The following is a 23140-nucleotide window of genomic DNA, read 5'->3' as shown; positions in this document are numbered from 1 at the left end:
TGAACTAACTGTTGATTGCTGCGCGCAACCGTTCACGCCAGCGAGACCGCGTGCCACGTCAGAATCAACCAATGACTGAACCCGGCGACCTTTCCGACGCTGATCTGCGTGAGCGCGCTCTCGCTTGGCGCGAGCAGGCCCTCCAGGGTGCGCTACACGCAGGGGGCTACGCACATGAATACGAGACCGAGATTCGTCGCCGCGCACGACCGTTGACGACATCGAGCGCAGAGTTGGACGGAACAGATTCGCACGGCGACGGCAAGGCGCACCATCAATGAGCCGAGGGTGTTGCGCGTCTCGTCGTCGGATCACATCGTCGACACGATGCGCGAGAACACGCGCCGGCTGAACGCGACCGAGGAGGCCGAGAACCGCACCGTCGCGGCACTTGAGGCAATCCGCCAGGATGCGCAGGCGAGCAAGGCGGACAACGCGAAGATGCTGTGGTGGGCGCGCGCCGCCGGCATCGCTGGGACCGTCGCGGCGGTCCTGACAGTCGCGGTGCCTGTCGTGCAGGCAATGTGGACGAAGTAGTGCCAACGCCGATTCAGCCCAACAGGCGCGGCTTCAAGCCGGCCTACTACCGCGCAGAGCGGCTATAGCGCGTCGCGATGAAGGGCCTCGTGCACCGGATGTACGAATACGAACAGGCGGTCGGCAAGCTGTCGCAGCGCGCGATCGTCCTGGCCGCGCAGCGCGGCATGACCGTGTCGCAGGCCGCGTACCGCGCCGTTCGCAAGGAATGCCGCACGCAGCTCACGACCCTGCGCGGCTGGTCCGGCGTACGCAACAAGGCGACCGGGCACTATGACGAGGACACAGCGGATCAGGTGCGAATGCTCGACACAATCGATATCGACGATGTCATGGCGGTCTTCAACGCCTCGATGCGCATCAATCGCGAATTCTTGGCCCTGCTCAAGGATGCGGGCCGGGGCGGCCCCGGGCCGCAGACGGCCTTCGGCGCGCCCCCTGTCGCAATCCGGTACGGCCCCGGCCTCGCTGCCTGGCTGACGGGCTAGGCCGCGCGCTGCCTCGGCATCGCGCTGGCCTTCGCCGGCCGCGTCGCCGTCGCGTGCCGGGGTGGCCTTTAGGCAGGTCCCGCCGAACGGTTCAAGTACAGCCGAAAGGGGCTAACAGCGTGTGGAGGTGGCCGGGGCACGCTTGCACCGCGACCCGTCGGCACCTGCAGACAAAGCTGGAAATGGCCAAAGGTGGACACGGGCTGGAATGAAAAAGGGTGTTGCTACCGATTTAGTAGCGGAACCCTTTGTGCCTATGCGGCTTGTAGTGCCTCCTCGACCCGGGCTCAAACCAGGGACCGACGGATTAATAGGCCGGGGCTCGATCAACTGCCTGCCATTTTTCCGGCATATCGTGTCGCCGCTTTTTCCGGCATATCTTGTCATTCCGGCCAAGTTATTCCGGAATCCACATGATTTGTGGATTTGAGCAAAGAATGACGCCGATTCCGGCATCACTTGTCGCTGGTTTGCAGGCGAATCGCACGGGATGAGGCGATATTCCGGCATCGCTTGTCACCGGTTTGCGACTTTCCGGCATTTCTTGTCACCTCTTGCATTCGGCAACTCGCTGGGCGTGCGACGGCCGGGCCAGGTCGACGCCGTTCGCCGATGCGTCGTGGTCGGTGTCGCTACGCTCCTCCCGTGTCACAGCCGACTGCGGTCGTATAGCGCACCCGGATTTTCGTGCATGACACGTCTCAGCAGTTCAGGCCCGTCCAGCCAGTGCGCGATGGTCAGACGGATCTCAGACGGTTCAGGCGGAGGAAATGGATGCTTTGAGTTCGGAGGATGAGGGCAGTCACTTCCCCACACCAGCCGCCGGGAGTTTGCGGCGACCAACGCATCGACCGCCGGGCGCAGCGAGCGCCACGGCCCCTCAGTCCGCTGCAGCCTGTACGGGCCCGACAGCTTGACCCAGGCCTGCCCCTCACGCATAAGCGACAGCAGGTCCGCGAAGGCAGAGCTGCGCAGCAGCTCGTCAACCGGGTGGTGGCCGAAATGGTCGACCACGACTTGCATGCCGCTGGCAGCAATTTGCTTGATCAAGCCAAGATCCTCTACCAAGTCAACGAGCACCTGGATATGCCATCCGAAGGGCTTTACCCGGTCGATGACGCTTTCGATGTCGTCTGGTGCACCTGGAAAGAGCCGGTTGATGCGAGTGCCGCAAGCGCCGAGCTTGTGCCACCGGGCAATCTGCGCATCGGAGGTAACGGCCGCGTCGGGGTAAACGACGGCAACGCCCCGGAGCCAGTCGCCATTCGCGGCCAGCGCATCCTCGAAACTTGAATGGTCCGCTCCGTAAACGCTGGGATGAACCAGGACTGCGCGCTGGATACCTCTTGACTCGCACACCTTTCGAAACGCATCGAGCGGTGCGTCCTTGGGAATGTAGGCACCGCCCGGCGCAAGAGGATAGCGGGCGTTGTCAAACACATGAAAGTGGCAGTCCCACCATTGCCCGGTTGCCGCCTGGCTCTCGCTACTCATTGACCAATCGCCCTTGTTTGACGAGCGAGACGGCCAAGGCCTCGTCCGCTTTGAGAATCTCGGCGAACCGCTTCGGGTCTTCATAGTGGGCGCCGCTACCAATCGCTTTCAGTCCCCGGTCGAACGCGGGGTCGCTGGCTACCTTTTGTGCTGCCTCGGTGAGGGCCGCTACAACTGAGGCCGCGACACCTCTGGGCGCAAGTAGCCCAATGTATGTGCTCGCGTCGAATTCCGGCAGGCCGGCTTCCTTCAGGGAGCGTGTGTCAGGCACTGCCGCGTCGCGCGTGGGGCCGAGCACCACCAGCGTGGTCAGCGTGCCGGACTTCAGGTGGGGAAGGGAGCTACTGACCTGGTCGAACATGACATCGATGGTTCCCGCCAGCATATCGATCAACGCGGGCCCCGAGCCCTTGTAGGCGACCGGCGTGAAGCGGCAGTTCGCGGCGTTCTCGAACTGCAGCATGGCCAGATGGTTGGGTGATCCGGGGCCGGCGTGGCCCACATTCAGCTTGCCGGGGTTGGCGCGAGCATAGGTGATGAACTCCTCGACCGTCTTGAAACGCGCATCGCCTTTTCGAACCACAACGGCGATGGAGGTCTTGCTCAGAACGCCAATGGGAACGAAGTCTTCCAATTTGTACGGCGTCTTGAACATGTGAGGCAATGTGCCGAGCTGGCCGGGAGTGGCCGCCAGTAGCGTCGCCCCATCAGCGGGCGCCTTCGATACGATGGCCGTCCCGATGGCGCCGCCCCCGCCGCCTCGGTTGTCGACGACAACGCTCTGTCCCAACAGCTTGGCATATGGCAGCGCAATGGAGCGCGCCACAATGTCAGCGTTGCCGCCGGGTGCGAAGGGAACAACCAGGGTGATGGGCTTGTTAGGCAGCGCTTGGCTCCAGGACGCGCCTGCCACGAGCGAGGCGCCGGCCACGATGGCCGACCGACGGGTGATATTCATGTTGTGTCTCCGAGTTGATGCTTGCCAGTGCCCTGGCATAAGCGATGCACGAGCGCTGGTGCCCGGCGCTTCTTTCTTCTGAACGAGGGCGCGCGTCAGGCGTCGACCTTGATACCGCGCGACTGGATGAGCTTGGCCCACTTGGCGCGCTCGTCGCGCATGAACGCGTCAAAGCGCTGCGGCGTACCGCCGCCATCTTCGGCGCCGAACTCCTCCAGTCTGCTCACGACATCCGGCATCGCGAGAATCTTGTTCACGTCGCTGTTGATGCGCGCCACCACATCCGCCGGCATCTTGGCGGGCCCAACAAGGCCGAACCAGATGCTGGCGCTGAAGCCCGGATAGCCCTGTTCAGCGACCGTGGGGACATCGGCGAAGGCCTTCGCACGTTTCAAGCCAGTCTGAGCGATGGCCTTGACCTTTCCGCCCTTGATGAAGGGTGACGCGGTGGTCATCCCTTCGAACGCGTAGTCGATCTGGCTTCCTACCAAGTCCGTCATCACGTTGGATGCTCCCTTGTACGGGACGTGCAGCGCGGAGACGCTTGCCGACTGCTCGAACAAAGCCAAAGCCAAGTGCTGTGCCGAACCTGTGCCAGAGGAGCCGAAGCTCACTTCACCGGGCTTCTTCTTGAGCTGCTCAAGCAAAGCCGGCATGCTTACGGACGACCTGGGGCTTGCGACCAGGACCTGCGGCGTCTGTCCCACCAGCGCGATGGCGGCGAAGTCCTTGTCCGGCGAGAAGCCGAGCTTGGGGTAGAGCGCAGGAGCAATGCCCAGAGCGTTGATATGGCCCATCATGAGCGTGTTCCCATCAGGAGCCGCCTTCGCCGCCTCGGCCGCTGCAATGAGACCTGCCGCGCCGGCCTTGTTCTCAACGATGACTGGGATGCCCCACAAGACATTGAGCTTGTTCGCGATGAGGCGCGCAAGCATGTCCGTGCCGCCTCCTGCGGAGAAGCCCACAAGAATTCGCACAGGCCCGGCGGGCAGCTTGCCTTGGGCGAATGCCGGATTCGCGCAAAGCGCTCCCACGGCGGCGACCGATGAAAGGAAGTGTCTACGGTGCATTCGGTGTCTCCTGGTTGTGTTCGTACCCCCGCGACGGCTCAGTTGCCGACCTTGGTCCAGCGGCCGAACTTCGAGACTTGGGCTTCGTCGAAGTTGAAGCCCAGGCCAGGCATCTGGTGCAGAACCACGCGACCCTTGGTCTGTTCCAACTGGCGGTCCAACAGCCGGCGGAAATTGAGCACTTGGTCATCCCAAAAGAACTCGACATAGCGTGCGTTTGGCGTGGACGCCACCAAGGGGGCATGAACGTCGTGGAACCAATGGGGGCACATCTGGATGCCGTAGCCAGCAGCCATGGCAGCGATGCGCTTCCACTCCGTGATGCCCCCGCAGACAGCAGCATCGGTTTGCAGAATTGCGGCGGCACCCATGTCCAGGAGGTGCTTGTGGTACCAGCGGCCGTAGCCGATTTCTGCGGTTGCCACGGGAATACGGGTCAGCTTGGCGAGGCGCGCGTGGCTTTCGACATCGTCGGGGCTGAACGGCTCCTCGATGAAGTACGGGTCGTACTGTTCAATGCGGCGCAGATACTGCATCGCCTGCACCGTATCAATCCAGCCGTTGTTGCAGTCGAGCATCAGTTCGACGTCTGGGCCGACGGCTTCGCGGGCCGCCTTAACTCGGGACTCTTCACCTTGAGGGCTCCAGCGGCCAGTCTTCATCTTGACCGCCTTAAACCCCAGTTCGACGTAGCCGGCCATTTCTTCACCAACGTGCTCGGCCGACTTGCCGTCCACGTAGTAGCCGCCGCTCGCGTAAGCCGCGACGGTCTCCAGTTCCACGGCCCCGAGATACTTGTGAAGCGGCAGCTTGGCATTGCGCGCGTTGAGGTCCCACAGCGCGATGTCCAGCGCGCTCAAGGCGCGCTGGACAGTGCCCATGCGCCCCTGCAGGAGGGCCTCCTGGTACATGTCTTTCCACAGACCCTCAACGCCCAGGGAGTCGCGCCCGATCAGCACTGGCGCCAGCAACTGCTCGACGGCAACGCGGAAGATTTCACCAGCGGCGTTGCCGACATAGCAAAAGCCGATGCCTTCGACTCCGTCGCTGCTACGGACCTTGACCAAGCCATAGTGGCGGTCGACCACTGTGCGGTTCGACAGGTAAGTGACTTTTTCCAGCGGTACTCGCGCCACACAGACTTCAATGGATTGGATGATGGGCATATGGGCTCCTTAGACGGACATCAGGATTGATGGGCGCAACTTTGCCAATCAATGACTGGTCAAAAAAGGTGTCTTTCAAAGGTTCAGATGACGCAAAATCCGTCGAATGGATACGCGCTTCCTGCAGAGCTTTGTGACCGTGGTCGACTGCGGCTCCATTGCTGACGCCGCACGCCGACTGGATTTGCCGGCAACGACGGTGACGCAGCAGATGCGCTCTCTCGAGGCGGACATCGGGTGCCAGCTCTTGACCCGCGTAGGGCGAACGGTCAAGCCCACGGTCGTTGGCGCGCGCATCGTCACCCAAGCGCGAGAAGTTTTGAAGGACGTGCGAGAACTGCGTTCGGCCGCATCCGATACCGGGTTGCCGGCAGGTCCGTTGCGGCTGGGCGCGACGCCCACGGCATTGATGGGTATGGTCCCTGCGCTGCTGCGGCGCTGGATGAGCGCGCATCCGACCATCCAGGTCTACATCGAGCCCGGTACTTCGTCGAAGTTGCTCGAGCAGGTTATGGGCGGCAATTTGGATGTGGCCATCTTGGTTCACCCAACCTTCGCAATGCCCAAGACCTGCGAGTGGCGCACGCTCAGGAGAGAGCCGCTGATTCTTCTGGCACCCCAAGGCATGACTGTCCGGAACCCATTGCTCACCGCAGCGCGCGAGCCGTTCATCCTCTACGACCGCAAGGTGGTTGCGGGCAAGATGGCCGACGAATACCTACGAAGCCGCGGCATCAAGCCCAAGGTGCGGTTCGAACTCGATGGTATCGAGCACATCGCACAGTTGGTGGCCGAGGGATTCGGCGTTTCAATCCTCCCGGACTGGCCAGCAATTGGAAAGTCCGATAGCCGAACTAAACGGTGCCCACTGCCCCAGCCGTGTCCGTCACGAGAAGTCGGCATGGTGTGGTCGCGCTCTTCCCAGCGGTCACCACTGGCCGATGCACTCTACGGCCTCGTTGAGCGGAAGTAGCGAACGAGCGCGAACTTCGGGATGCTCCAAACGTGATCGAAGGCGCTCTGTCGTAGGTGCTTTGAGCAGCGGCTTTGGAGCGAACTGGATGACGGCTCGGGGCCGAGGGCCGTGTGCAAACGCTCGGCTTCCAGTGTGCAGGCCATGACCCGGACGCGGCAAAGTTGCCAACAGCGGTTTGTCCAATCGGCAGTGCTCGGCAAGTGCGCCGGGGTCGTTTGAAGGTTCCGAGCACGTGCTCCACGGTGCATCTTCGCAGCGTCATGGCCATTGGCTTGCGATCCAGGCGTTGCTGGACACGCTCGAGCGCCACTCGATTGGCCTTCGATACTGAAACGGTCCTGGCGCTTTTTGAGCTCCGGCGAGGAGCGATGTCTGCAACACCCTGGAGCCGATCGTTGATTCTGATGTCTTCGCGGCCTCAGAATGTCCGCAGTCAAACTCGCAGCGTGAATTCGCCAAGCGGCCGCGAAGGACAGCAACCGCTGCTCACCCTGCCGCCCTAGCGGGTCGAACACGAAGTCGTTCACGTCCAGGATCCGCGGCAGAAGGCCCGGGGCGACTCGGCTCGCTAGCTGCGCTCGGCCTGCACACCGACGACCTTTGGCAGTTGTTCAACCAGCGCGTCCACCGCCAGCCGCAGGCGCAGCGGCATGTGCGACGAAGAGGGCCAGAGGGCATAACAGTCCATCGCAACGCCGGGCTGGTCGTCCAGCAGGCTGACCAGCGCCCCCGTGCGCAGGCGCTCCCGCACCAGCCATTCGGGCAGCCACGCGAGGCCCAGGCCGGCTGTGGCCGCGTCTGCGATGGCCTCCAGATCGTCGAGCTGAAGGCGTGAGCTGAGCGGCATGTCGGCGATGCGGCCCGTGGCGTCGGGTAGCTGCCAGATATTGACGCGGTCGGCACGCCGGTACAACAGGATGCTGTGTGAGGCCAGTTCGCCCGTGCTCTGCGGTCGCCCTCGTGCGGCCAGGTAGTCCGGCGAGGCGCACACCCGCTTGCGCTGCACTACCAGCTTGCGTGCGCGCAGGCCTTCGCTTTCGTGCCCCAGGAAGCCGCTGCGGACGGCGAGATCGAAGCCTTCGGCCAGCACATCCACAGGCCGGTCGCTGAAGCTCAGGAGCAACTCGAGCGATGGATGCTCGCGCGCCAGCTCCAGCAGGATCGGTGCGACGCAATGGCGGCCGAACAGCACCGGCATGGACACGCGCAAACGGCCTGCGACTTTGTGCCGACCGGACTCCATTTGCGCCTCGGCGGCCTGCAGCTCCGCGAGCGCGCGCAGGCAGTGTTCGTAGTAGATCTGGCCGTCCTCGGTGAGGTTTTGCACGCGCGTGGTGCGATGAAACAAGCGAACGGCCAGGCGAGCCTCCAGCCGCGCGATCGCCTTGCCCACGGCCGAGCGGGTGAGGCCCAGGTGCTCGGCTGCGCGCGTGAAGCCTCCGAGGCGCACGACGTCCACGAACAAAGTCACGCCGTCGAGCCGCTCTTGGCGCTCGGGAAGAGCCTTTACAAAGTGCATTGGTGAATTCAGATCATCTGGCATGGGAATGCACTTCTACATTGGATAGTGTTTTTCTACTTAGTATGCCTGCCGCAAGCGTTGGTGGGAATGCGGGGCAACAAGCTCCTCGAAAAGATTGGTGCCAAAACCTGGCACCAGCGTTGCCTAGACTGAGTTTCTCAGGCAACACAAGGAAAATATCGTGACCCAAGCTAGTAGCGCCGCGCTGGAAATTGCGCGCGTGGTGATCCGGGGCTTCGCTGAATCGTTCGCGAGGAGTAGCCTGCTATGAAACGCATTCAATACGGCATGTACGGTGGTCCGGAGCTGATGCGGCTCGACGACTTCGAGTTGGCCGCGCCGGGTAAGGGACAGGTGGCCGTGAAGGTCAAGTTTGCAGCCATCAATCCCATCGACTGGAAGCTGCGCAACGGCCAGATGAAGATCGTTACGGGCAATGCTTTTCCCCGCGCAATGGGGTTCGATTTCTCCGGCACGATTATCTCCGTCGCTCCTGGAGTGACACGCTTCGGCCCTGGCGATGCTGTCTTCGGGCTTGCGCGCTTCAAGGAAAGCGGCGCGCTGGGAGAAGCCGTGATCGCGAACGAAACTGCCTTGGCAAAGAAGCCCGGCAACATCTCCTTCGAGGATGCGGCTTGTCTAGGAACCCCCGGCGTCACGGCGTGGAACGGGCTGGTCGACAAGGCTAAGCTGACCGCCGGCCAGCATGTCTTCATCAACGGCTGTACCGGGGCCGTCGGCGAAGCGGCTGTCCAGATTGCGCGAACGCACGGGGCCGTTGTCTCTGGCAGTTGCAGCGCAGGAACCGTGGAGCGGGCACGGGCCCTCGGCGTCCAGACAGTCTTCGACTATCGGACAACGGATTTGTCCAGGCTGCGCGAGCGTTTCGACGTCGTCTACGACACGGCCGCCACGATGACGACCGAACTGGGCCTGGCCCTGCTGCGCAAGGAAGGCGTGTTCTTGGACATCGATCCAACGCCGGGCAAGTTCATTCGTTCGATCTTCAACCGACGACTGAAACCGATCGTCTGCACGCCGCGGCCCGACGTTCTCGACAGCCTGGCCCGTGCTGCAGAGGACGGCAAGTTCCGAATGCCGGTCGCCGAGATCGTCCCCCTGAATGAAGCGATAGGCCTCGTCACCGCTCTCGAAGCGGGCCGCAAGCTCGGCGGCAAAGGCCTCGTGGCAATGGCCTGACATGTCGCGAAGCCACCGCTTGTTCGATCTCATGCAGGTGCTTCGCCGGCATCGTGGAACGGTGTCCGGCGAAATACTTGCCCGCGAGACGGGCGTATCGCTTCGGACCATCCGCCGCGACATCGCCACGCTGCAATCCATCGGGGCGCATATCGATGGTGAGGCTGGCGTCGGCTACATACTGCGGCCGGGCTTTCTGCTGCCGCCGCTGTCTTTTACGGAAGAAGAGATCCAGGCGCTCGTGGTCGGTGCGCAGTGGGTCAGCCGCCACGCCGACGAAGCCCTGGCGCTTGCCGTCCAGAACGCGCTCGCAAAAATCGATGGCGTTCTCCCTCCCGAGATGAGAGCGGAGCTGGATGACAACACCGTCTACATCTTTCGCAAAAGAAAAGAAGCATCGGTCTTCGATCTGGCGCAGGTACGGCGGGCAATGCGTGAGCAGCGAAAGATGCGCATCGGGTACGCGGATGACAGCGGGGCGATTTCGCAGCGGACGATCTGGCCGATCATGCTCGGCTTCGTCGAATCGCAGCGTTTGATTGCTGCATGGTGCGAGTCGAGCGGCGACTTTTGCCGTATTCGCACAGACCGCATCGTGACGGTCGATTTTCTGGACGAACGCTACCCGCGTGCACGCCGGCAGCTTGTCAAGGAATGGCGAGAAGGGCTTCCCTGCAACCAGGCCGACAGCACCTAGCGCGGTCCGGCCGCGCGCCACTATGCCTGCGCTGATGGCTACGCACCCATTCCGGGGTGGGCAGCGTTCGACGAGCGCATTGGTGAATTCGAACCTTTCCGCTAGGGAATGTGTTTCTACATTGGGTACTATTTTTCTACCTTAGTATCGAATTCTCGACGAAATCGAGAATTCAGGGACACAAAGTGCGCTCAGAACTCTGTTGGTCTACGACCTTCCTCTCACGCCGCGACTACGGGAATCTTGAAATGGGAAAGACAAATGCTGATTCCGATCTTCCGTGACAGCGGCTGGGGCCACACGGCCAGGCAGGCCCGGAGCGTGGCCGAAGGTTCGCTTGGGGTGGCTGGCGCACAGGTGCACCTGATCGCTGTTTCCGACGGCCCCATTCCCTGGGATGTGCTCGAGGCGAGCGATGCCATCGTCTTCGGCTCACCCACCTACAACGGCTCGCCGAGCGCGCGCTTCAAGCAGTTCTGCGAGGAATCCATCAAGCCCGCCCGGAACGAAATGAAGTGGGGCAACAAGGTGGCCGCCGGCTTCACTAATTCGGGCGCGCAGAACGGCGACAAGCTGCACTTGCTGATCTCGATGGCGCTGTTTGCGGCGCAGCAGCACGGCATGTTGCGGGTGGGCCTCGACCTGAAGCCGGCAACGACAGCAGCCGCGGCAGCGTGCATGACCTCAATCGCCTGGGCAGTTGGCTCGGCGCGATGGCGCAGTCCAACGGCGACCAGGGGCCTGACGACACCCCCATGAACAGCGATCTGGAAACCGCCACCTACCTGGGCCGGCGCGTGGCCGATACCGTTCGCCGACTTCAACCCGCTTGATGAATTTTTTGACCAAGGAGTCTCAATGAAATTTCTTTGCCTCGACATCCCCCAGCCCGGTGCCACCCTGGAAAAGTACCAGCCGCACATGCAGGATGAAGCCCGACACGCCTGGCAGCTCTACAAGGGTGGCGTCGTGCGCGACATCTACTTCCGCCAGGACCGCCCCGGCGTTGCCATCATTGCCGAGTGCGAATCCGTCGATGCCGCCAGAAAAGCCCTGCGCGAGTTTCCGCTGGCCAAGGCCGGTCTTCTCGACTGGGACGTCATCCCGCTCGGACCGTTCCTGAACTGGGAATCGCTTTTCGCACCCGGCAATGCCTGAGACGGCTTGAAGACAGGAACGTACGATCATGACCAAGCAAGCTTCCGAACTCAAGCCCATCCTCTTCGTCGTCAGCAGCAACGCTGTGAAGGGCGCGACGGGTATTCCCACCGGCTACAACCTGGCCGAAGTCACCCATCCGCTGGAAAAGTTGCAGGCAGCGGGCATCCGCGTGGAGTTCGCCTCCATCCTCGGTGGCGATGCGCCGCTGGACGGGCTCGAGGACATGAAGGACCCGGTCATTGCCCGCTACTGGGCCGATGCCGATTTCCGCCATGCCATCTCCCACACGCTGTGCCTCGATGACGTGGACCCCTCGCGCTACTCGGCCATCTTCTTTGCGGGCGGCCATGGCACGATGTGGGACTTCCCCGACAGCGCCGCCGCGCAAAAGGCCATCCGCGAGATAGACGCGGCCGGCGGCATCGTCTCGGCGGTGTGCCACGGCCCGGCGGCCTTGGTCAATGCGCGCCGCGCCAACGGCAGCCTGCTGGTGGCAGGCAAGCGGGTGGCTGCTTTTACCAATGGCGAGGAAGAGGAGGTGCAGTCCACGCATGTCGTGCCTTTCCTGCTGGCGTCCACGCTCGAAGAACGCGGCGCACACCACCAGAACGCCGCCAACTGGGCCGACAACGTGGTCGTTGACGGACGGCTCATCACCGGCCAGAACCCGCAGTCCGCCGCGAGCCTGGGCATCGCGCTGCGCGACGCGCTGTTGGCATGAGCCCACTGAAGCATCCAGGGGAATAGCGTGAAGCTGATCTGTGTCGAAGAGCACGTGCTCGACCGTGCCATCGGTGGGGCCACCCAGGGTCTGGTGCGCGCCGAGGCCCCTTACTTTGCCGACTGGGGCAGCCGGGTGGTGGACGGCCAGAACGTGGCCGATCCGGGCCGCCCACATGTCATTGCGCCCAGCGAGTCCGCTCGCAAAGGGCTGGACATGGGCGCTGCGCGCCTGGCTGACATGGATGCGGCCGGCATCGACATGCAAGTGCTTTCCTATGGAGGCTTCCCCCAACTGCTGCCCGCCGCGCAGGCCATCGACCTGAACCGCGCCGCCAACGACAAGCTGGCCGAAACGGCGCAAGCGCATTCCACGCGCTTCGCAGGTTTTGCAACGCTGCCCTGGCAAGCGCCCGAGGCGGCCGCGCGCGAACTGGAGCGGGCGGTGAAGGAACTCGGACTCAAGGGCGCGCTCATCAATGGCCGCCCCGGAGACACGTTCCTGGACGATGCGCGCTACGAACCGATCCTTGCGGCCTTCAGCGAGTTGAAGGTGCCGCTGTACGTCCACCCCGGTCTGCCTCTGCCCGCCGTGCAGGGTCCGTACTATGGCGGTCTCGAGCGCGAGCTCAGCGCGCGGCTCGCCATGTTCGCCTGGGGCTGGCACAACGAAGCCGGCATCCAGGTCGTGCGCATGCTGCTCGCGGGCGCCTTCGACCGCCACCCCGGGCTGCAGGTCCTCAGTGGTCATTGGGGCGAGATGGTTCCATTCTTCCTGCAAAGGCTGGAGGACTCCATCCCGCAGGAGGCTTCGGGCCTTCGGCGTCCCATCGTGCAGACCTACCGGGAGCATGTGTACGTGTCGCCCAGCGGCATGCTCACACTGCCGCACTTCCAGTTCATACACGCGCTGATGGGGGGGGAGCGCATTCTGTACTCGATCGACTACCCCTACCAGAGCCTGGATGGCGCGCGAGCCTTCATCGATCGCCTGCCCGTCAGCGAAGCGGACAAGGGCCTCATTGCCCATGGCAACGCCGAGCGCCTCTTGGGCCTGTGATCCAACCTCAAGTGAGAACAGCATGATGCAAGGAATCGAAAACAAGGTTGTCGTCATTGCCGGCGGCAGCAGCGGCTTGGGCGCAGAAACGGCGCGACATCTCGTATGGGCCGGCGCCAAGGTTGTTCTGGGCGCGCGACGGCTCGCTCGCCTGCAGGCCCTGGCAGAGGAACTCGGCCTGGGCGCCGAGAGCATCGTGCAAACCGATGTCACCGATCACGCACAGGTCCGGGCGCTGGTGGCTCGCGCCGTCGAGGCACACGGCCGCGTCGACGTGATGCTCAACAATGCCGGGGTGATGCCGCTCTCGCCCCTGGAGATGCTGCGCGTGGACGAGTGGAGCCAGACCATCGACGTCAACATCAAGGGCGTGCTCCATGGGATTGCCGCCGCGCTGCCTCACATGAAAGCGCAAAAGAGCGGACAGATCATCAACGTCTCATCGGTGGCCGGTCACCTCGTAAGTGCCGGCGGAGTGGTCTACAGCGCGAGCAAGTTCGCCGTGCGCGCCATTTCCGAAGGTTTGCGCAAAGAGGTCAAGCCCTACAACATCCGCTCCACCATCCTCTCGCCAGGCGCGGTGGACACTGAACTGCCAGCCTCCACCAAGGCCGAAGGTATGGCGCAGGCCATGCAGACGTTTTACGAGCGCAACGCCATTCCCCCAATCAGCTTCGCGCGCTGCGTGCTGTTCGCCATCAGCCAGCCTGAAGAAGTAGATATCAACGAAATCCTCTTTCGCCCGACACGACAGGAATTCTGAGCATCGATCGCTCAGAAGAAGGAAAGAATCGGAAATGTCAGCAATCAAGATCACGGTAAACGGTAAGACGTCGCAGATCGATGCGGATCCGGACACGCCGTTGCTGTGGGCGTTACGGGACACCATGCAACTCACCGGTACGAAATACGGCTGCGGCATGGGCCTTTGTGGTGCGTGCACGGTGCATATGGACGGCAATCCGATCCGATCTTGCGTAACGCCTGTGTCTACGGTTGCTGGCAAGAAAATCACCACGATTGAAGGCGTGGGCCCTGCACGCGTGGCCAACGCGGTGCAGGCGGCCTGGGAGCGCCTTGACGTCGTGCAGTGCGGCTATTGCCAGTCTGGCCAGATCATGAGTGCCGTGGCGCTGCTTGAAAAGAACCGTAAACCGACAGACGCAGACATCGACGGTGCCATGGCCGGGAATCTCTGCCGCTGCGCGACCTATGTCCGCATCCGGACGGCCATCCACGAAGCTGCCCAGTCATTGGCCTGAGCCGGGGAGACACCATCATGACGAACACCATTCGTATCGAAAACGAAAGTCGTCGCCGCTTCCTGCACGGTGCCGCCGGGCTGACGCTCGCCGTCTACTTGCCTCAAGTGCAGAGCGCTGCGACCGGCGCCGATGCCCAGGCCTTCGAGCCGAATGCCTTTGTTCGCATAGGCATCGACAACACAGTCACCGTGATCTCCAAGCACTTGGAGATGGGGCAGGGCACGTACACGGGGTTGGCCACCATCGTGGCCGAGGAACTGGACGCGGCGTGGTCGCAAGTCCGCGTGGAGGGCGCGCCGGCAGACGCCAAGCGCTACAACAACCTCCGCATGGGGCCGGTGCAGGCCACCGGCGGCAGCACGGCCATGGCGAATTCGTGGGATCAGCTGCGCCGCGCAGGGGCATCGGCACGCTCCATGTTGGTGGCTGCCGCGGCGCAGCAGTGGAAGGTGCCGGCCGAGGAACTCAGCGTTAGCGACGGGGTCGTGATGCATGCGCGATCGAAGCGCAAGGCCAGCTTCGGTCAACTCGCGCAGGCGGCGGCCCAGCAGCCGGTACCGACCGACGCCCGGCTGAAGGATCCAAAGGACTTCAAGCTCATCGGCAAACGCGTCCTGCGCAAGGATTCACGTGAGAAGACCAACGGCACCGCACGCTTCACGCAGGACGTGCACCTGCCCGGCATGCTGACGGCCGTCGTGGCGCATCCGCTGCGCTTCGGCGGCAAGGTCAAGTCCTTCGACGCAACCCAGGCCAAGGCGGTAAAAGGCGTCGTGGACGTGGTCCAGATTCCCAACGGCGTGGCGGTTCTGGCCAAGGACACCTGGAGCGCCAAGAAGGGTCGGGACGTGCTGCAAGTGGAGTGGGACGACTCTGCCGCGTTCAAGCAGGGGTCAGACCAGATTTTTCAGCGCTATCGCGAACTCGCGAAATCGCCGGGCGCCATCGCGCGCAAGGATGGTGAACCCGATGCGGCGTTTGCGGCTCCGGCACGCGTGCTGCGGGCCGCCTACGATTTTCCGTATCTCGCGCATGCGTCGATGGAGCCGATGAACTGCGTCGTGCGCCTGGGCAAGGACGGATGCGAGATCTGGAACGGCGAGCAGGCCCACACGACCGATCAAACCAGCATCAGCGCGCTGCTGGGCCTTAGGCCGGAGCAGGTGACCATCCACATGCTCTATGCCGGCGGCAGCTTCGGCCGAAGGGCCAGCACGGCATCGGACTATGTGCTCGAAGCCGTGAACATCGCGAGGGCCATCGGCGGTCGTGCACCGGTCAAGCTCGTGTGGCTACGCGAGGACGACATGCGGGGCGGCTACTACCGACCGGCGTTCCACCATGCGCTCGAAGCAGCACTGGATGCACAGGGACGCCTGACGGGTTGGCGTCATCGGCTCGTTGGCCAATCCATACTGGCCGGCACACCTCTCGCGAGAAGGATCAGGGATGGCATCGATCCGGTGTCGGTCGAAGGAGCAGCCAACCTGCCGTACGCCATTGCGAACGTCCAGGTTGACCTGCACACGCCCCTCGACATCTCGGTACCGGTGTTGTGGTGGCGCGCGGTGGGCTCGACCCACACGGCCTTTTCGACGGAGACTTTCATCGACGAAGTGGCCGCCGGCGCCGGACGTGATCCCGTGGCGTTCCGGCTGTCGCTGTTGGAGAAGCACCCTCGGCATGCCGCTGTCCTGAAACTCGCCGCTGAGAAGGCCGGCTGGGGCACGCCGCTGGCCCCCGGCGCACCCGGCGATCGGCATGGCCGCGGCGTGGCTGTGCATGAGTCCTTCGGCTCCTGGGTCGCGCACGTGGCCGAGGTGACGGTCAAGCCCGACGGTAGTTTGCAGGTCGATCGCATCATCAGCGCGGTCGATTGCGGCATCGCGATCAACCCCGACAACGTGCGTGCGCAGGTTGAGGGCTCGATCGGCTTCGGGCTGTCGGCGGCCCTTTACGGCGAGATCACGCTGAAAGACGGCATCGTCGCGCAGTCCAACTTCCACGACTATGCGCCAATCCGGATCAACGAGATGCCGAAAGTCGAGGTCCATCTGGTGTCGTCCGCGGAAGCGCCCAGCGGGATGGGTGAGCCGGCCGTCCCTCCTGTCGCGCCCGCCGTCGCAAATGCGATCGCCGCAGCGACCGGCAAGCGGGTGCGAAGGCTGCCGATCCGCGCCGACGAGTTGAAGGCATGACGGCGTACCCAATCGCGGCCCGCAGCGGACGGAAGACTTGATGCCTGGTGTCCGCGCGGCACTGCGTGCCTTAACCCTCGCCGACTTCGTGCTCAGTGGTCGCAGCGTCAGTGTCAGTTCCAACGTCGATCACGGCGCGGTGTCGCATTGCGGAGTGATCCTGAGCCTACAGAGATAGATAGATATCGTGGTCGTGCGCTAGGCCAGGGGCCGCTCCCTCTTCGGTACCGGCGGGCAGATCGAGGCACTATCGCTCGGCAGTTGAAGTGTTGGGGCGGTGGCAGAATGCCGCGTCACCGAACCTAGGATTAGATGACACGTGATTCGATCAGTGACCTGCTGGCCTTCATGGCCGTGGCTCGCGAGCGCAGTTTCACACGTGCGGCTTCCAAGCTCGGCGTGTCCCAGTCTTCACTGAGCCACACCATTCGTGCCCTGGAGACCCGCCTGGGCGTGCGCCTGCTGACGCGCACGACGCGCAGCGTGGCGCCCACCGAGGCTGGCGAGCGCCTGCTGCAGACGGTGGCGCCACGGCTGCTAGAAATCGAAACCGAAGTGGCCGCAGTCAGGGAACTCGGCGCCAAGACGGCCGGCACCATTCGCATCACGGCAGTCGACCACGCGGTGGACACCGTGCTCTGGCCCCGGCTGAGGCCGCTGGTTGCCGAGTACCCCGACCTCAACATCGAGATCAACGCGGACTACCGCATGGTCGACATCGTGGCCGAGCGTTTCGACATCGGCGTGCGCTGGGGCGACCAAGTGGCCAAGGACATGATCGCCGTGCGCCTCGCGCCCGACCAGCAGATGGTGATCGTTGGCGCGCCCGGCTACCTGGCGGAGCGCGGCGTGCCGGCCACGCCGCAGGAATTGCTCGCTCACAACTGCATCACCCTGCGCCTGGCCTCCAGTGGCGGCCTGTACGCCTGGGAGCTCAAAAACGGCACGCGCGAGTTGCAGGTGCAAGTAGGCGGGCAGGCGACCTTCAACAGTGCCTACCAGATGCTGAACGCGGCGCTGAGCGGCTGCGGCCTTGCCTTCGTGCCGCAAGACTTGGCCTGGCCCCACCTGCAGGCAGGCCGCTTGCAGGTCGTGTTGCAGGACTGGTGTCCGGTCTTCCCGGGACTGCATGCCTATTACCCGAGCCGGCGCCAGTCGACGCGGACGCTGGCGCTGGTGGTCGACGCGCTGCGCTACCGCGCCTGAGGCCTCCCGCCTGCGTGCCGCGCGGCGTGCCCAGCAGAGTAGGGCGCACGCGCATGCCCGAAATCCAAACGATTCCGCGGCGCGTGTCGCCGCTCAACCGGGCCCGTCGCGCAAGCGCAGGGCGTCGATGACCATGGCCACCGCCTGCGTCTTCTGACGGCGGCTTGGGTAATACATAAAGAAGCCTGGCGAGGTCGGAAACCATTCCTCCATCACGCAGCGCAGGCGACCCGCCTGCAGGTGCGGCCGCGCCAGGTACTCCGGTGTGAAAGCGAGTCCGCAGCCATCCAGTGCGGCCTGCAGAATCTGATAGATGCCGTTGAACGTGAGCTGCCCCTGCACCTGCACGCGTTCCGCCTGGCCTTGATGCTCCAGCGGCCAGGCAAAGAGGCCGCCGCGCGTCGCCAGCCGCAGCGTGATGCAGTTGTGCTGCAGCAGGTCCTGCGGCGTTTGCGGCACCGGGTGGCTTTCGAAGTAGGCCGGCGCACCGACGATCATGCGCCGGAAGTCCGGCGTGATGCGCACCGACACCATGTCCCGGGCAATGGCTTCGCCGGTGCGAACGCCAATGTCGTAACGCTCCTCGACGATGTCGACCATGCGGTAGCTGGTGTCGATCTCGAGCTTGATGTCGGGGTACTGCTGCAGCAGCGGTGCGAGCCGCGGCCAGATGAACAGGTCCGCTACCGTGTCGACCGCGGTGATGCGCACGGTGCCGGCCGGCTTGTCCCGGAACTCGGCCAGGGCTTCCAGTTCAGTTTCGATCGCATCGAACTGCGGCTCCACTGTCGCCATCAGCCGCTCGCCCGCTTCGGTCGGCACTACGCTGCGAGTGGTGCGGGTCAGCAGGCGCACGCCCATGCGGCTTTCCAGCCCGCGGATCTTGTGGCTCAGCGACGATGGCGAAACGCCGAGCTTGGAGGCCGCGCGCGTAAAGCTGCGCTCGCGCGCCACCGAGAGGAACGCGAGCAGATCGTTGAAGTCGTCGCGCGGCATGCGGCCTCAAGGCGCGGGCGTCAACAGCAGCAGCCGGTCCGGTCCGGCCGAGCGGCTGGCCCGTGGCGAGGTGTTGGTGGTGATGGCATACAACGCATCGCCAACTGGCAGCAAGTCCCTGAGGCGGTCGTTCGAAGAGAAGACCAGCGGCATCGTCTTGTCGGCCACGACCAGTTGGTGCATGCCCCGACTCTGCAGCGCCGCGACCATCAGTTGCCCTTTGAAGAACGCGATGCCAGCTGGTGCCCAGGTTTGGGTACCCGAGTGCACCAGCGGCGGCGTTACGCCGGAGGAGCGCTGGTCGCCCAATGCGCGTGGCCAGCCATAGTTGCCGCCCGGCACGATGACATTGATCTCGTCGTGGCCCGAGGGTCCGTGTTCCGCGACGAACAGTCGGCCGTCCGCGCTCCATGCCAGGCCCTGCGGATTGCGGTGGCCGTACGACCAAACGTAGGAGCCGGCGAACGGGTTGTCGGCCGGCACGCCGCCGTCCAACCGCAGTCGCAGGATTTTGCCGCCCAGGCTGCGCAGGTCTTGCGCATACGCCTCCTCGTGGGCCCAGCCTGTGGCGACATAGAGGTGGCCATCGGGGCCGATCGCGATGCGACCGCCGTTGTACAGCGTGTGTCCCGGGATGCCCTGCAGCAGCACGCGCGTCTCGCGAAAGGTATCGTTCTCGCGTTGCACCTGTACGAGCTTGTTGGCCAGACCCGTGCCGCTGCGGTAGCTGTGATACAGGTAGGCTGTGCCGCTGCGCTCGAAGTCCGGCGCCAGCGCCATGCCCAGCAGCCCGCTGCCGCCCTCGTGCACGATGGGCGAGGAGGTTTGCACGGTGCGCCTGGTGCTTTTGCCGTCGCGCACCGTCACGACGGACCCAGCCACCTCGGTGATCAGCAGCGCGTCGCCGGAGCGCACGATGCTCCAGGGATAGACGAGGTCACTGGCGATGACTCGCTGAACCCAGGTGCCAGTACCCGCAGCCGTGCAAGGCAGGCCCGGCAACGCGAGCAGCAGTGCAGTCAGGTTGCGCAGTCCGAGCAGGAAGTCGGTTTTCATGACGTCAAGTCTAGGCGTGCCCTGGCATCCCGACCAGACTGCTGCGCCGCATGGGCTTATCGTCTCCGTTCATCAATCCGATTCGCCGCCCGGGATGATGTGCCGTAGGAATACCGCTCGCGATTCATGTGCCAGTTTGATAAGTGCATGCAGATCAGGGTGGCTAGTCATTGCGGGTTTGCCCGCTTACGCTTGGTCTCAGTCAACGGCAATGAGGCGCAGCGTCACGATGATCGAGCAAATGGGGGCGACCTCGTGACCGTGTCGTGTGGCAGGCTTGGCTGGAACTGAACGTCGCTCGATGAGGCTACTGCCAACCTGCTGGTGCGCACGGTAGCGCGACCAGGCGCTGCACCCATCAACCTGAAAGGTCTTCTGCATGAAATCATCCTTGTGTTGCGCCGCGATGTGCGCCGTGTCGCTCCAGGCTGGCGCCGTCGAACCGCAGCCCGCTGCCGCCCAGCAGGTCACGCGCGCGGGGAGCCAGCCCTCGGCGGTCGGCCCGGCTGACTACTTCACAGGCCGTGTTCGAGTCGACCCGGTGTGGCCCGCCAATGCGCAGATCAACGCCTCGGGCGGCATGGTGACCTTCGAGCCTGGCGCGCGCTCGGCCTGGCATACCCATCCCGCGGGCCAACGACTGGTGGTGATGTCGGGTGTAGGACTGACGCAGGAATGGGGCAAGCCCGTGCAGGAAATCCGCGCGGGCGACACGGTCTGGTGTCCACCGGGTGTCAAGCACTGGCACGGCGCGGCGCCGACCACCGCGATGAGCCACCTGGCCGTGACCGGCACAGTGAACGGCAAGAACGTCGAATGGATGGAGAAAGTAAGCGATGAGCAATACAACGCACGCTAAGCGCAGCACGGTGGCTGCCATGGCCCTGGCCCTGACTCTGACCCTGGGGCTAGCAGTCTCGGTCAGCCATGCATCTCAGAACCAGCAGGAGCCAGCCAGCATGACCAGTACACCCCAGTCCGAAACCTTGTCGGCCACACACCAGGCCATCGTTCCCATCGCGGCCTTCGCGGCCGCTGGCGACATTGCCAAACTGAACGCGGCTTTGAACCATGGTCTGGATGGCGGCCTGACCATCAGCGAGGCCAAGGAGGTGCTGGTGCAGCTCTACGCCTACGCCGGCTTCCCGCGCAGCCTCAATGCGCTGACGGAGCTGATGAAGGTCGTCGAGGCGCGCAAGCAGCGCGGTGTGCAGGATGCCCCGGGTCGCGCGCCCAGCCGCCCCATCCCAAAGGGTGATGCCCTGCTGGCCGCAGGCACCGCCAATCAAACCAAGCTGTCGGGTGCGCCGGTTCAGGGGGCGCTGTTCGACTTTGCGCCCGTCGCGAACGAATATCTTCGGACGCATCTGTTCGGCGACATCTTCGAACGCGACAACCTCGACTGGCAAAGCCGAGAGGTGGCTACCGTCAGCATGCTGGCCGCACTGCCGGGTGTCGAGTCGCAGCTGCAGTCGCACATCCGCATCAGCATGAACGTGGGCCTGTCGACGCGGCAGCTGCAGCAGCTCGGCAGCGTGTTGGCCGATCGCGTGGATGCAGACAGCGCCCGGCGCGCGCGTGAGGCGCTGGCGCGTCACCTGGCAACCAAGCCGGCAAGTTGACAAGAAGAAGCAAAAAGTGGCGCCGATGAGCCTGACGAATGGGCTTGTTGGCGTTCCGGAAGGATCACGCCGCCCATCCATATCGATGCGCTTGTCCCCTGACTGCGCTCCGAAAGCGGAGTTCGGTGCGTATCGAGATTCCCAAATGACAGGAGCCAACATGGCCGCACCCCACGACATCCCGATCAATCGCCGCGACCTTCTCCTCGTAGGCGTCGGGGCCACAGTGTCGACGCAAATAGCAGCCCAGCCAACCACGCCGGAGCCCGCCCTCGACATGCAGCCCGCCGCGCTGCACAGCGTGCAATTGCGCGTGAACGGCGAGCTCCGAGACCTTCAGTTGGATCCGCGCACCACATTGCTCGACATGCTGCGCGAGCACCTCGCGCTGAGCGGCACGAAGAAGGGTTGCGACCACGGTCAGTGCGGCGCATGCACGGTCATCGTGGATGGCCGCCGGCTAAATTCCTGCCTGACGCTGGCCGTTATGCACCAAGGCTCGAGCGTCACGACGGTGGAGGGGCTTGGAACGCCCCGACGATTGCACCCCATGCAGGCGGCGTTCGTGAAGCATGACGGTTTCCAGTGCGGCTACTGTACGCCTGGGCAGATCTGTTCGGCGGTTGCCGTCCTGGACGAGATCAAGCAAGGCATCCCCAGTCACGCGACAGCCGACCTGACATCGGCACCGTCGCTGAGCGCACAAGAGCTGCGCGAGCGCATGAGCGGAAACATCTGCCGCTGTGGCGCCTATGCGAACATCCTTGACGCCATCACCGAAGTCGGAGGAGCCGCATGAAGCTCTTCAGCTACCAGCGCGCGAGCACTACGGCCGAGGCAGCCACACTGGCCGCCCGGCATCCGGAGAGCCGCTTCATCGCAGGCGGCACCAATCTGCTGGACCTGATGAAGCTACAGATCGAGACGCCCGCGCACCTCATTGATGTCAACGGCTTGCCCCTGGACAAGATCGAGCCTACGCCCGAGGGTGGCTTGCGCATCGGCGCTTTGGTTCGCAACACCGACCTGGCGGCCGACTCGCGCGTACGCAAGGACTATGGCGTGTTGTCGCGGGCCTTGCTGGCCGGTGCCTCCGGGCAACTTCGCAACCGAGCCACGACGGCCGGAAATCTGTTGCAGCGTACCCGCTGTCCGTACTTTTATGACACCAACCAGCCCTGCAACAAGCGCATGCCGGGCAGCGGGTGTTCGGCCATCGACGGTTCCAGCCGATCATTGGGCCTTCTCGGAGTCAGTGAGGCGTGTATCGCCACACATCCGAGCGATATGGCGGTCGCGATGCGGGTGCTCGATGCATCGGTCAACACAGTGCGGCCCGATGGGCGGACCCGCACCATTCCGATAGCCGACTTGCATCGCCTGCCGGGGAACACGCCGCATGTGGAAACTGTGTTGGAGCCTGCCGAGCTGATCACGGCGGTGACGTTGCCCAAGCCGGTTGGCGGCACACAGATCTATCACAAGGTGCGCGACCGCGCCTCCTATGCGTTCGCGCTCGTGGCAGTGGCGGCGATCGTTCAACCGGATGGAAGGGGTCGCGTGGCATTGGGTGGCGTGGCGCCCAAGCCCTGGCGCGTCGAGGCGGCCGATGCCTCGTTGCCGCGCGGTGCAGGGGCCGTGGCGGAACAGTTGCTGGCCGGCGCCAAGCCGACCGAGGAAAACGCATTCAAACTGCCGCTGGCCACGCGCACGATCGCCGCCGTGCTGGCGCAGCCAAGAGGATAAGA

At 64.0% G+C, this 23140-nt stretch carries 24 protein-coding genes and 1 pseudogene; 17 read left to right on the top strand and 8 right to left on the bottom strand.

Features of this window, described 5'->3' with window-relative positions; all coding sequences use genetic code 11:
- Positions 1–288: 288 nt before the first annotated feature.
- Entirely contained in the window at positions 289–537 is a 249-nt protein-coding gene (locus tag ACSQ89_RS16455; RefSeq protein WP_436295457.1) for a hypothetical protein, read from the top strand.
- A 77-nt stretch (positions 538–614) separates the two neighbouring features.
- Complete coding sequence (locus ACSQ89_RS16450; RefSeq protein ID WP_436295456.1) at positions 615–1025, top strand: hypothetical protein; 411 nt, start codon at positions 615–617, stop codon at positions 1023–1025.
- A gap of 648 nt (positions 1026–1673) precedes the next feature.
- Here ACSQ89_RS16450 and ACSQ89_RS16445 read toward each other — a convergent pair.
- The 4 genes from ACSQ89_RS16445 to ACSQ89_RS16430 all read right to left on the bottom strand — a co-directional run bounded on the left by ACSQ89_RS16445 (position 1674) and on the right by ACSQ89_RS16430 (position 5713).
- On the bottom strand, positions 1674–2519 hold the full coding sequence (locus ACSQ89_RS16445) for an amidohydrolase family protein (RefSeq protein WP_436295455.1): 846 nt from the start codon (positions 2517–2519) through the stop codon (positions 1674–1676).
- A complete protein-coding gene (locus tag ACSQ89_RS16440) occupies positions 2512–3477 on the bottom strand; it encodes a Bug family tripartite tricarboxylate transporter substrate binding protein (protein ID WP_436295454.1) in 966 nt (321 codons plus the stop codon). The genes ACSQ89_RS16445 and ACSQ89_RS16440 overlap by 8 nt, the downstream gene beginning before the upstream one ends.
- Positions 3478–3572: 95 nt before the next feature.
- Positions 3573–4547 (bottom strand): Bug family tripartite tricarboxylate transporter substrate binding protein, encoded by a 975-nt coding sequence (locus ACSQ89_RS16435; protein ID WP_436295453.1) that lies wholly within the window; start codon positions 4545–4547, stop codon positions 3573–3575.
- Between the two features lie 38 nt (positions 4548–4585).
- Positions 4586–5713, bottom strand: coding sequence for a mandelate racemase/muconate lactonizing enzyme family protein (locus tag ACSQ89_RS16430; RefSeq protein ID WP_436295452.1), 1128 nt, complete (start codon positions 5711–5713; stop codon positions 4586–4588).
- A 106-nt stretch (positions 5714–5819) separates the two neighbouring features.
- On the opposite strand from ACSQ89_RS16430, the gene ACSQ89_RS16425 reads away from it, so the two are divergent.
- Positions 5820–6686: a LysR family transcriptional regulator gene (locus ACSQ89_RS16425; RefSeq protein ID WP_436295451.1), complete on the top strand. Its 867-nt coding sequence runs from the start codon at positions 5820–5822 to the stop codon at positions 6684–6686.
- A 571-nt stretch (positions 6687–7257) separates the two neighbouring features.
- On the opposite strand, the gene ACSQ89_RS16420 is transcribed toward ACSQ89_RS16425, so the two are convergent.
- Positions 7258–8208, bottom strand: a complete 951-nt coding sequence (locus ACSQ89_RS16420; RefSeq protein WP_436295450.1) for a LysR family transcriptional regulator — start codon at positions 8206–8208, stop codon at positions 7258–7260.
- Positions 8209–8478: 270 nt separating this feature from the next.
- Here ACSQ89_RS16420 and ACSQ89_RS16415 point away from each other — a divergent pair, with 270 nt between their 5' ends.
- The 10 genes and pseudogenes from ACSQ89_RS16415 to ACSQ89_RS16370 all read left to right on the top strand — a co-directional run bounded on the left by ACSQ89_RS16415 (position 8479) and on the right by ACSQ89_RS16370 (position 17718).
- On the top strand, positions 8479–9411 hold the full coding sequence (locus ACSQ89_RS16415; protein WP_436295449.1) for an NAD(P)-dependent alcohol dehydrogenase: 933 nt from the start codon (positions 8479–8481) through the stop codon (positions 9409–9411).
- Position 9412: 1 nt separating this feature from the next.
- Positions 9413–10108 (top strand): helix-turn-helix transcriptional regulator, encoded by a 696-nt coding sequence (locus ACSQ89_RS16410; protein ID WP_436295448.1) that lies wholly within the window; start codon positions 9413–9415, stop codon positions 10106–10108.
- Positions 10109–10369: 261 nt separating this feature from the next.
- Positions 10370–10941: pseudogene (locus ACSQ89_RS16405) on the top strand (flavodoxin family protein).
- Between the two features lie 25 nt (positions 10942–10966).
- A complete protein-coding gene (locus ACSQ89_RS16400; RefSeq protein ID WP_436295447.1) occupies positions 10967–11266 on the top strand; it encodes a superoxide dismutase in 300 nt (99 codons plus the stop codon).
- 28 nt (positions 11267–11294) lie between these two features.
- Complete coding sequence (locus tag ACSQ89_RS16395; RefSeq protein WP_436296287.1) at positions 11295–11990, top strand: type 1 glutamine amidotransferase domain-containing protein; 696 nt, start codon at positions 11295–11297, stop codon at positions 11988–11990.
- A gap of 27 nt (positions 11991–12017) precedes the next feature.
- Entirely contained in the window at positions 12018–13049 is a 1032-nt protein-coding gene (locus tag ACSQ89_RS16390; protein WP_436290111.1) for an amidohydrolase family protein, read from the top strand.
- 22 nt (positions 13050–13071) lie between these two features.
- Complete coding sequence (locus ACSQ89_RS16385; protein ID WP_436290112.1) at positions 13072–13812, top strand: SDR family oxidoreductase; 741 nt, start codon at positions 13072–13074, stop codon at positions 13810–13812.
- Between the two features lie 34 nt (positions 13813–13846).
- Entirely contained in the window at positions 13847–14311 is a 465-nt protein-coding gene (locus ACSQ89_RS16380) for a (2Fe-2S)-binding protein (protein WP_436290113.1), read from the top strand.
- A 17-nt stretch (positions 14312–14328) separates the two neighbouring features.
- Entirely contained in the window at positions 14329–16512 is a 2184-nt protein-coding gene (locus tag ACSQ89_RS16375) for a molybdopterin cofactor-binding domain-containing protein (RefSeq protein ID WP_436296286.1), read from the top strand.
- A 312-nt stretch (positions 16513–16824) separates the two neighbouring features.
- A complete protein-coding gene (locus ACSQ89_RS16370) occupies positions 16825–17718 on the top strand; it encodes a LysR family transcriptional regulator (protein WP_436290114.1) in 894 nt (297 codons plus the stop codon).
- 93 nt (positions 17719–17811) lie between these two features.
- Here the strand turns inward: ACSQ89_RS16370 and ACSQ89_RS16365 are convergent, their stop codons facing one another.
- From ACSQ89_RS16365 to ACSQ89_RS16355, 3 genes are all read right to left on the bottom strand, one after another.
- Positions 17812–18714, bottom strand: a complete 903-nt coding sequence (locus ACSQ89_RS16365) for a LysR substrate-binding domain-containing protein (protein ID WP_436290115.1) — start codon at positions 18712–18714, stop codon at positions 17812–17814.
- Positions 18715–18720: 6 nt separating this feature from the next.
- Entirely contained in the window at positions 18721–19770 is a 1050-nt protein-coding gene (locus tag ACSQ89_RS16360) for a PQQ-dependent sugar dehydrogenase (RefSeq protein ID WP_436290116.1), read from the bottom strand.
- A 198-nt stretch (positions 19771–19968) separates the two neighbouring features.
- A complete protein-coding gene (locus ACSQ89_RS16355; RefSeq protein WP_436290117.1) occupies positions 19969–20151 on the bottom strand; it encodes a hypothetical protein in 183 nt (60 codons plus the stop codon).
- Between ACSQ89_RS16355 and ACSQ89_RS16350 the strand changes: the two genes are divergently transcribed.
- The 4 genes from ACSQ89_RS16350 (at position 20150) to ACSQ89_RS16335 (ending at position 23138) form a co-directional block, all read left to right on the top strand.
- Complete coding sequence (locus ACSQ89_RS16350) at positions 20150–20629, top strand: (R)-mandelonitrile lyase (RefSeq protein WP_436290118.1); 480 nt, start codon at positions 20150–20152, stop codon at positions 20627–20629. The two genes, ACSQ89_RS16355 and ACSQ89_RS16350, sit on opposite strands and share 2 nt — an antisense overlap.
- Positions 20630–20729: 100 nt before the next feature.
- Complete coding sequence (locus ACSQ89_RS16345) at positions 20730–21392, top strand: carboxymuconolactone decarboxylase family protein (RefSeq protein WP_436290534.1); 663 nt, start codon at positions 20730–20732, stop codon at positions 21390–21392.
- A 160-nt stretch (positions 21393–21552) separates the two neighbouring features.
- The gene (paoA, locus tag ACSQ89_RS16340) at positions 21553–22191 is read left to right on the top strand and encodes an aldehyde dehydrogenase iron-sulfur subunit PaoA (protein ID WP_436296285.1); all 639 of its coding nucleotides are present in this window, start codon (positions 21553–21555) and stop codon (positions 22189–22191) included.
- Positions 22188–23138, top strand: a complete 951-nt coding sequence (locus tag ACSQ89_RS16335; RefSeq protein ID WP_436290119.1) for an FAD binding domain-containing protein — start codon at positions 22188–22190, stop codon at positions 23136–23138. Before paoA ends, ACSQ89_RS16335 begins: the two co-directional genes overlap by 4 nt.
- Positions 23139–23140 lie beyond the last annotated feature (2 nt).

It is taken from the genome of Variovorax sp. LjRoot175, assembly GCF_964253805.1.
Classification (GTDB): Bacteria; Pseudomonadota; Gammaproteobacteria; order Burkholderiales; family Burkholderiaceae_C; genus Variovorax.
Note: the sequence above shows the minus strand (reverse complement) of the source record. Positions and strands in the feature narration are given on the sequence as shown.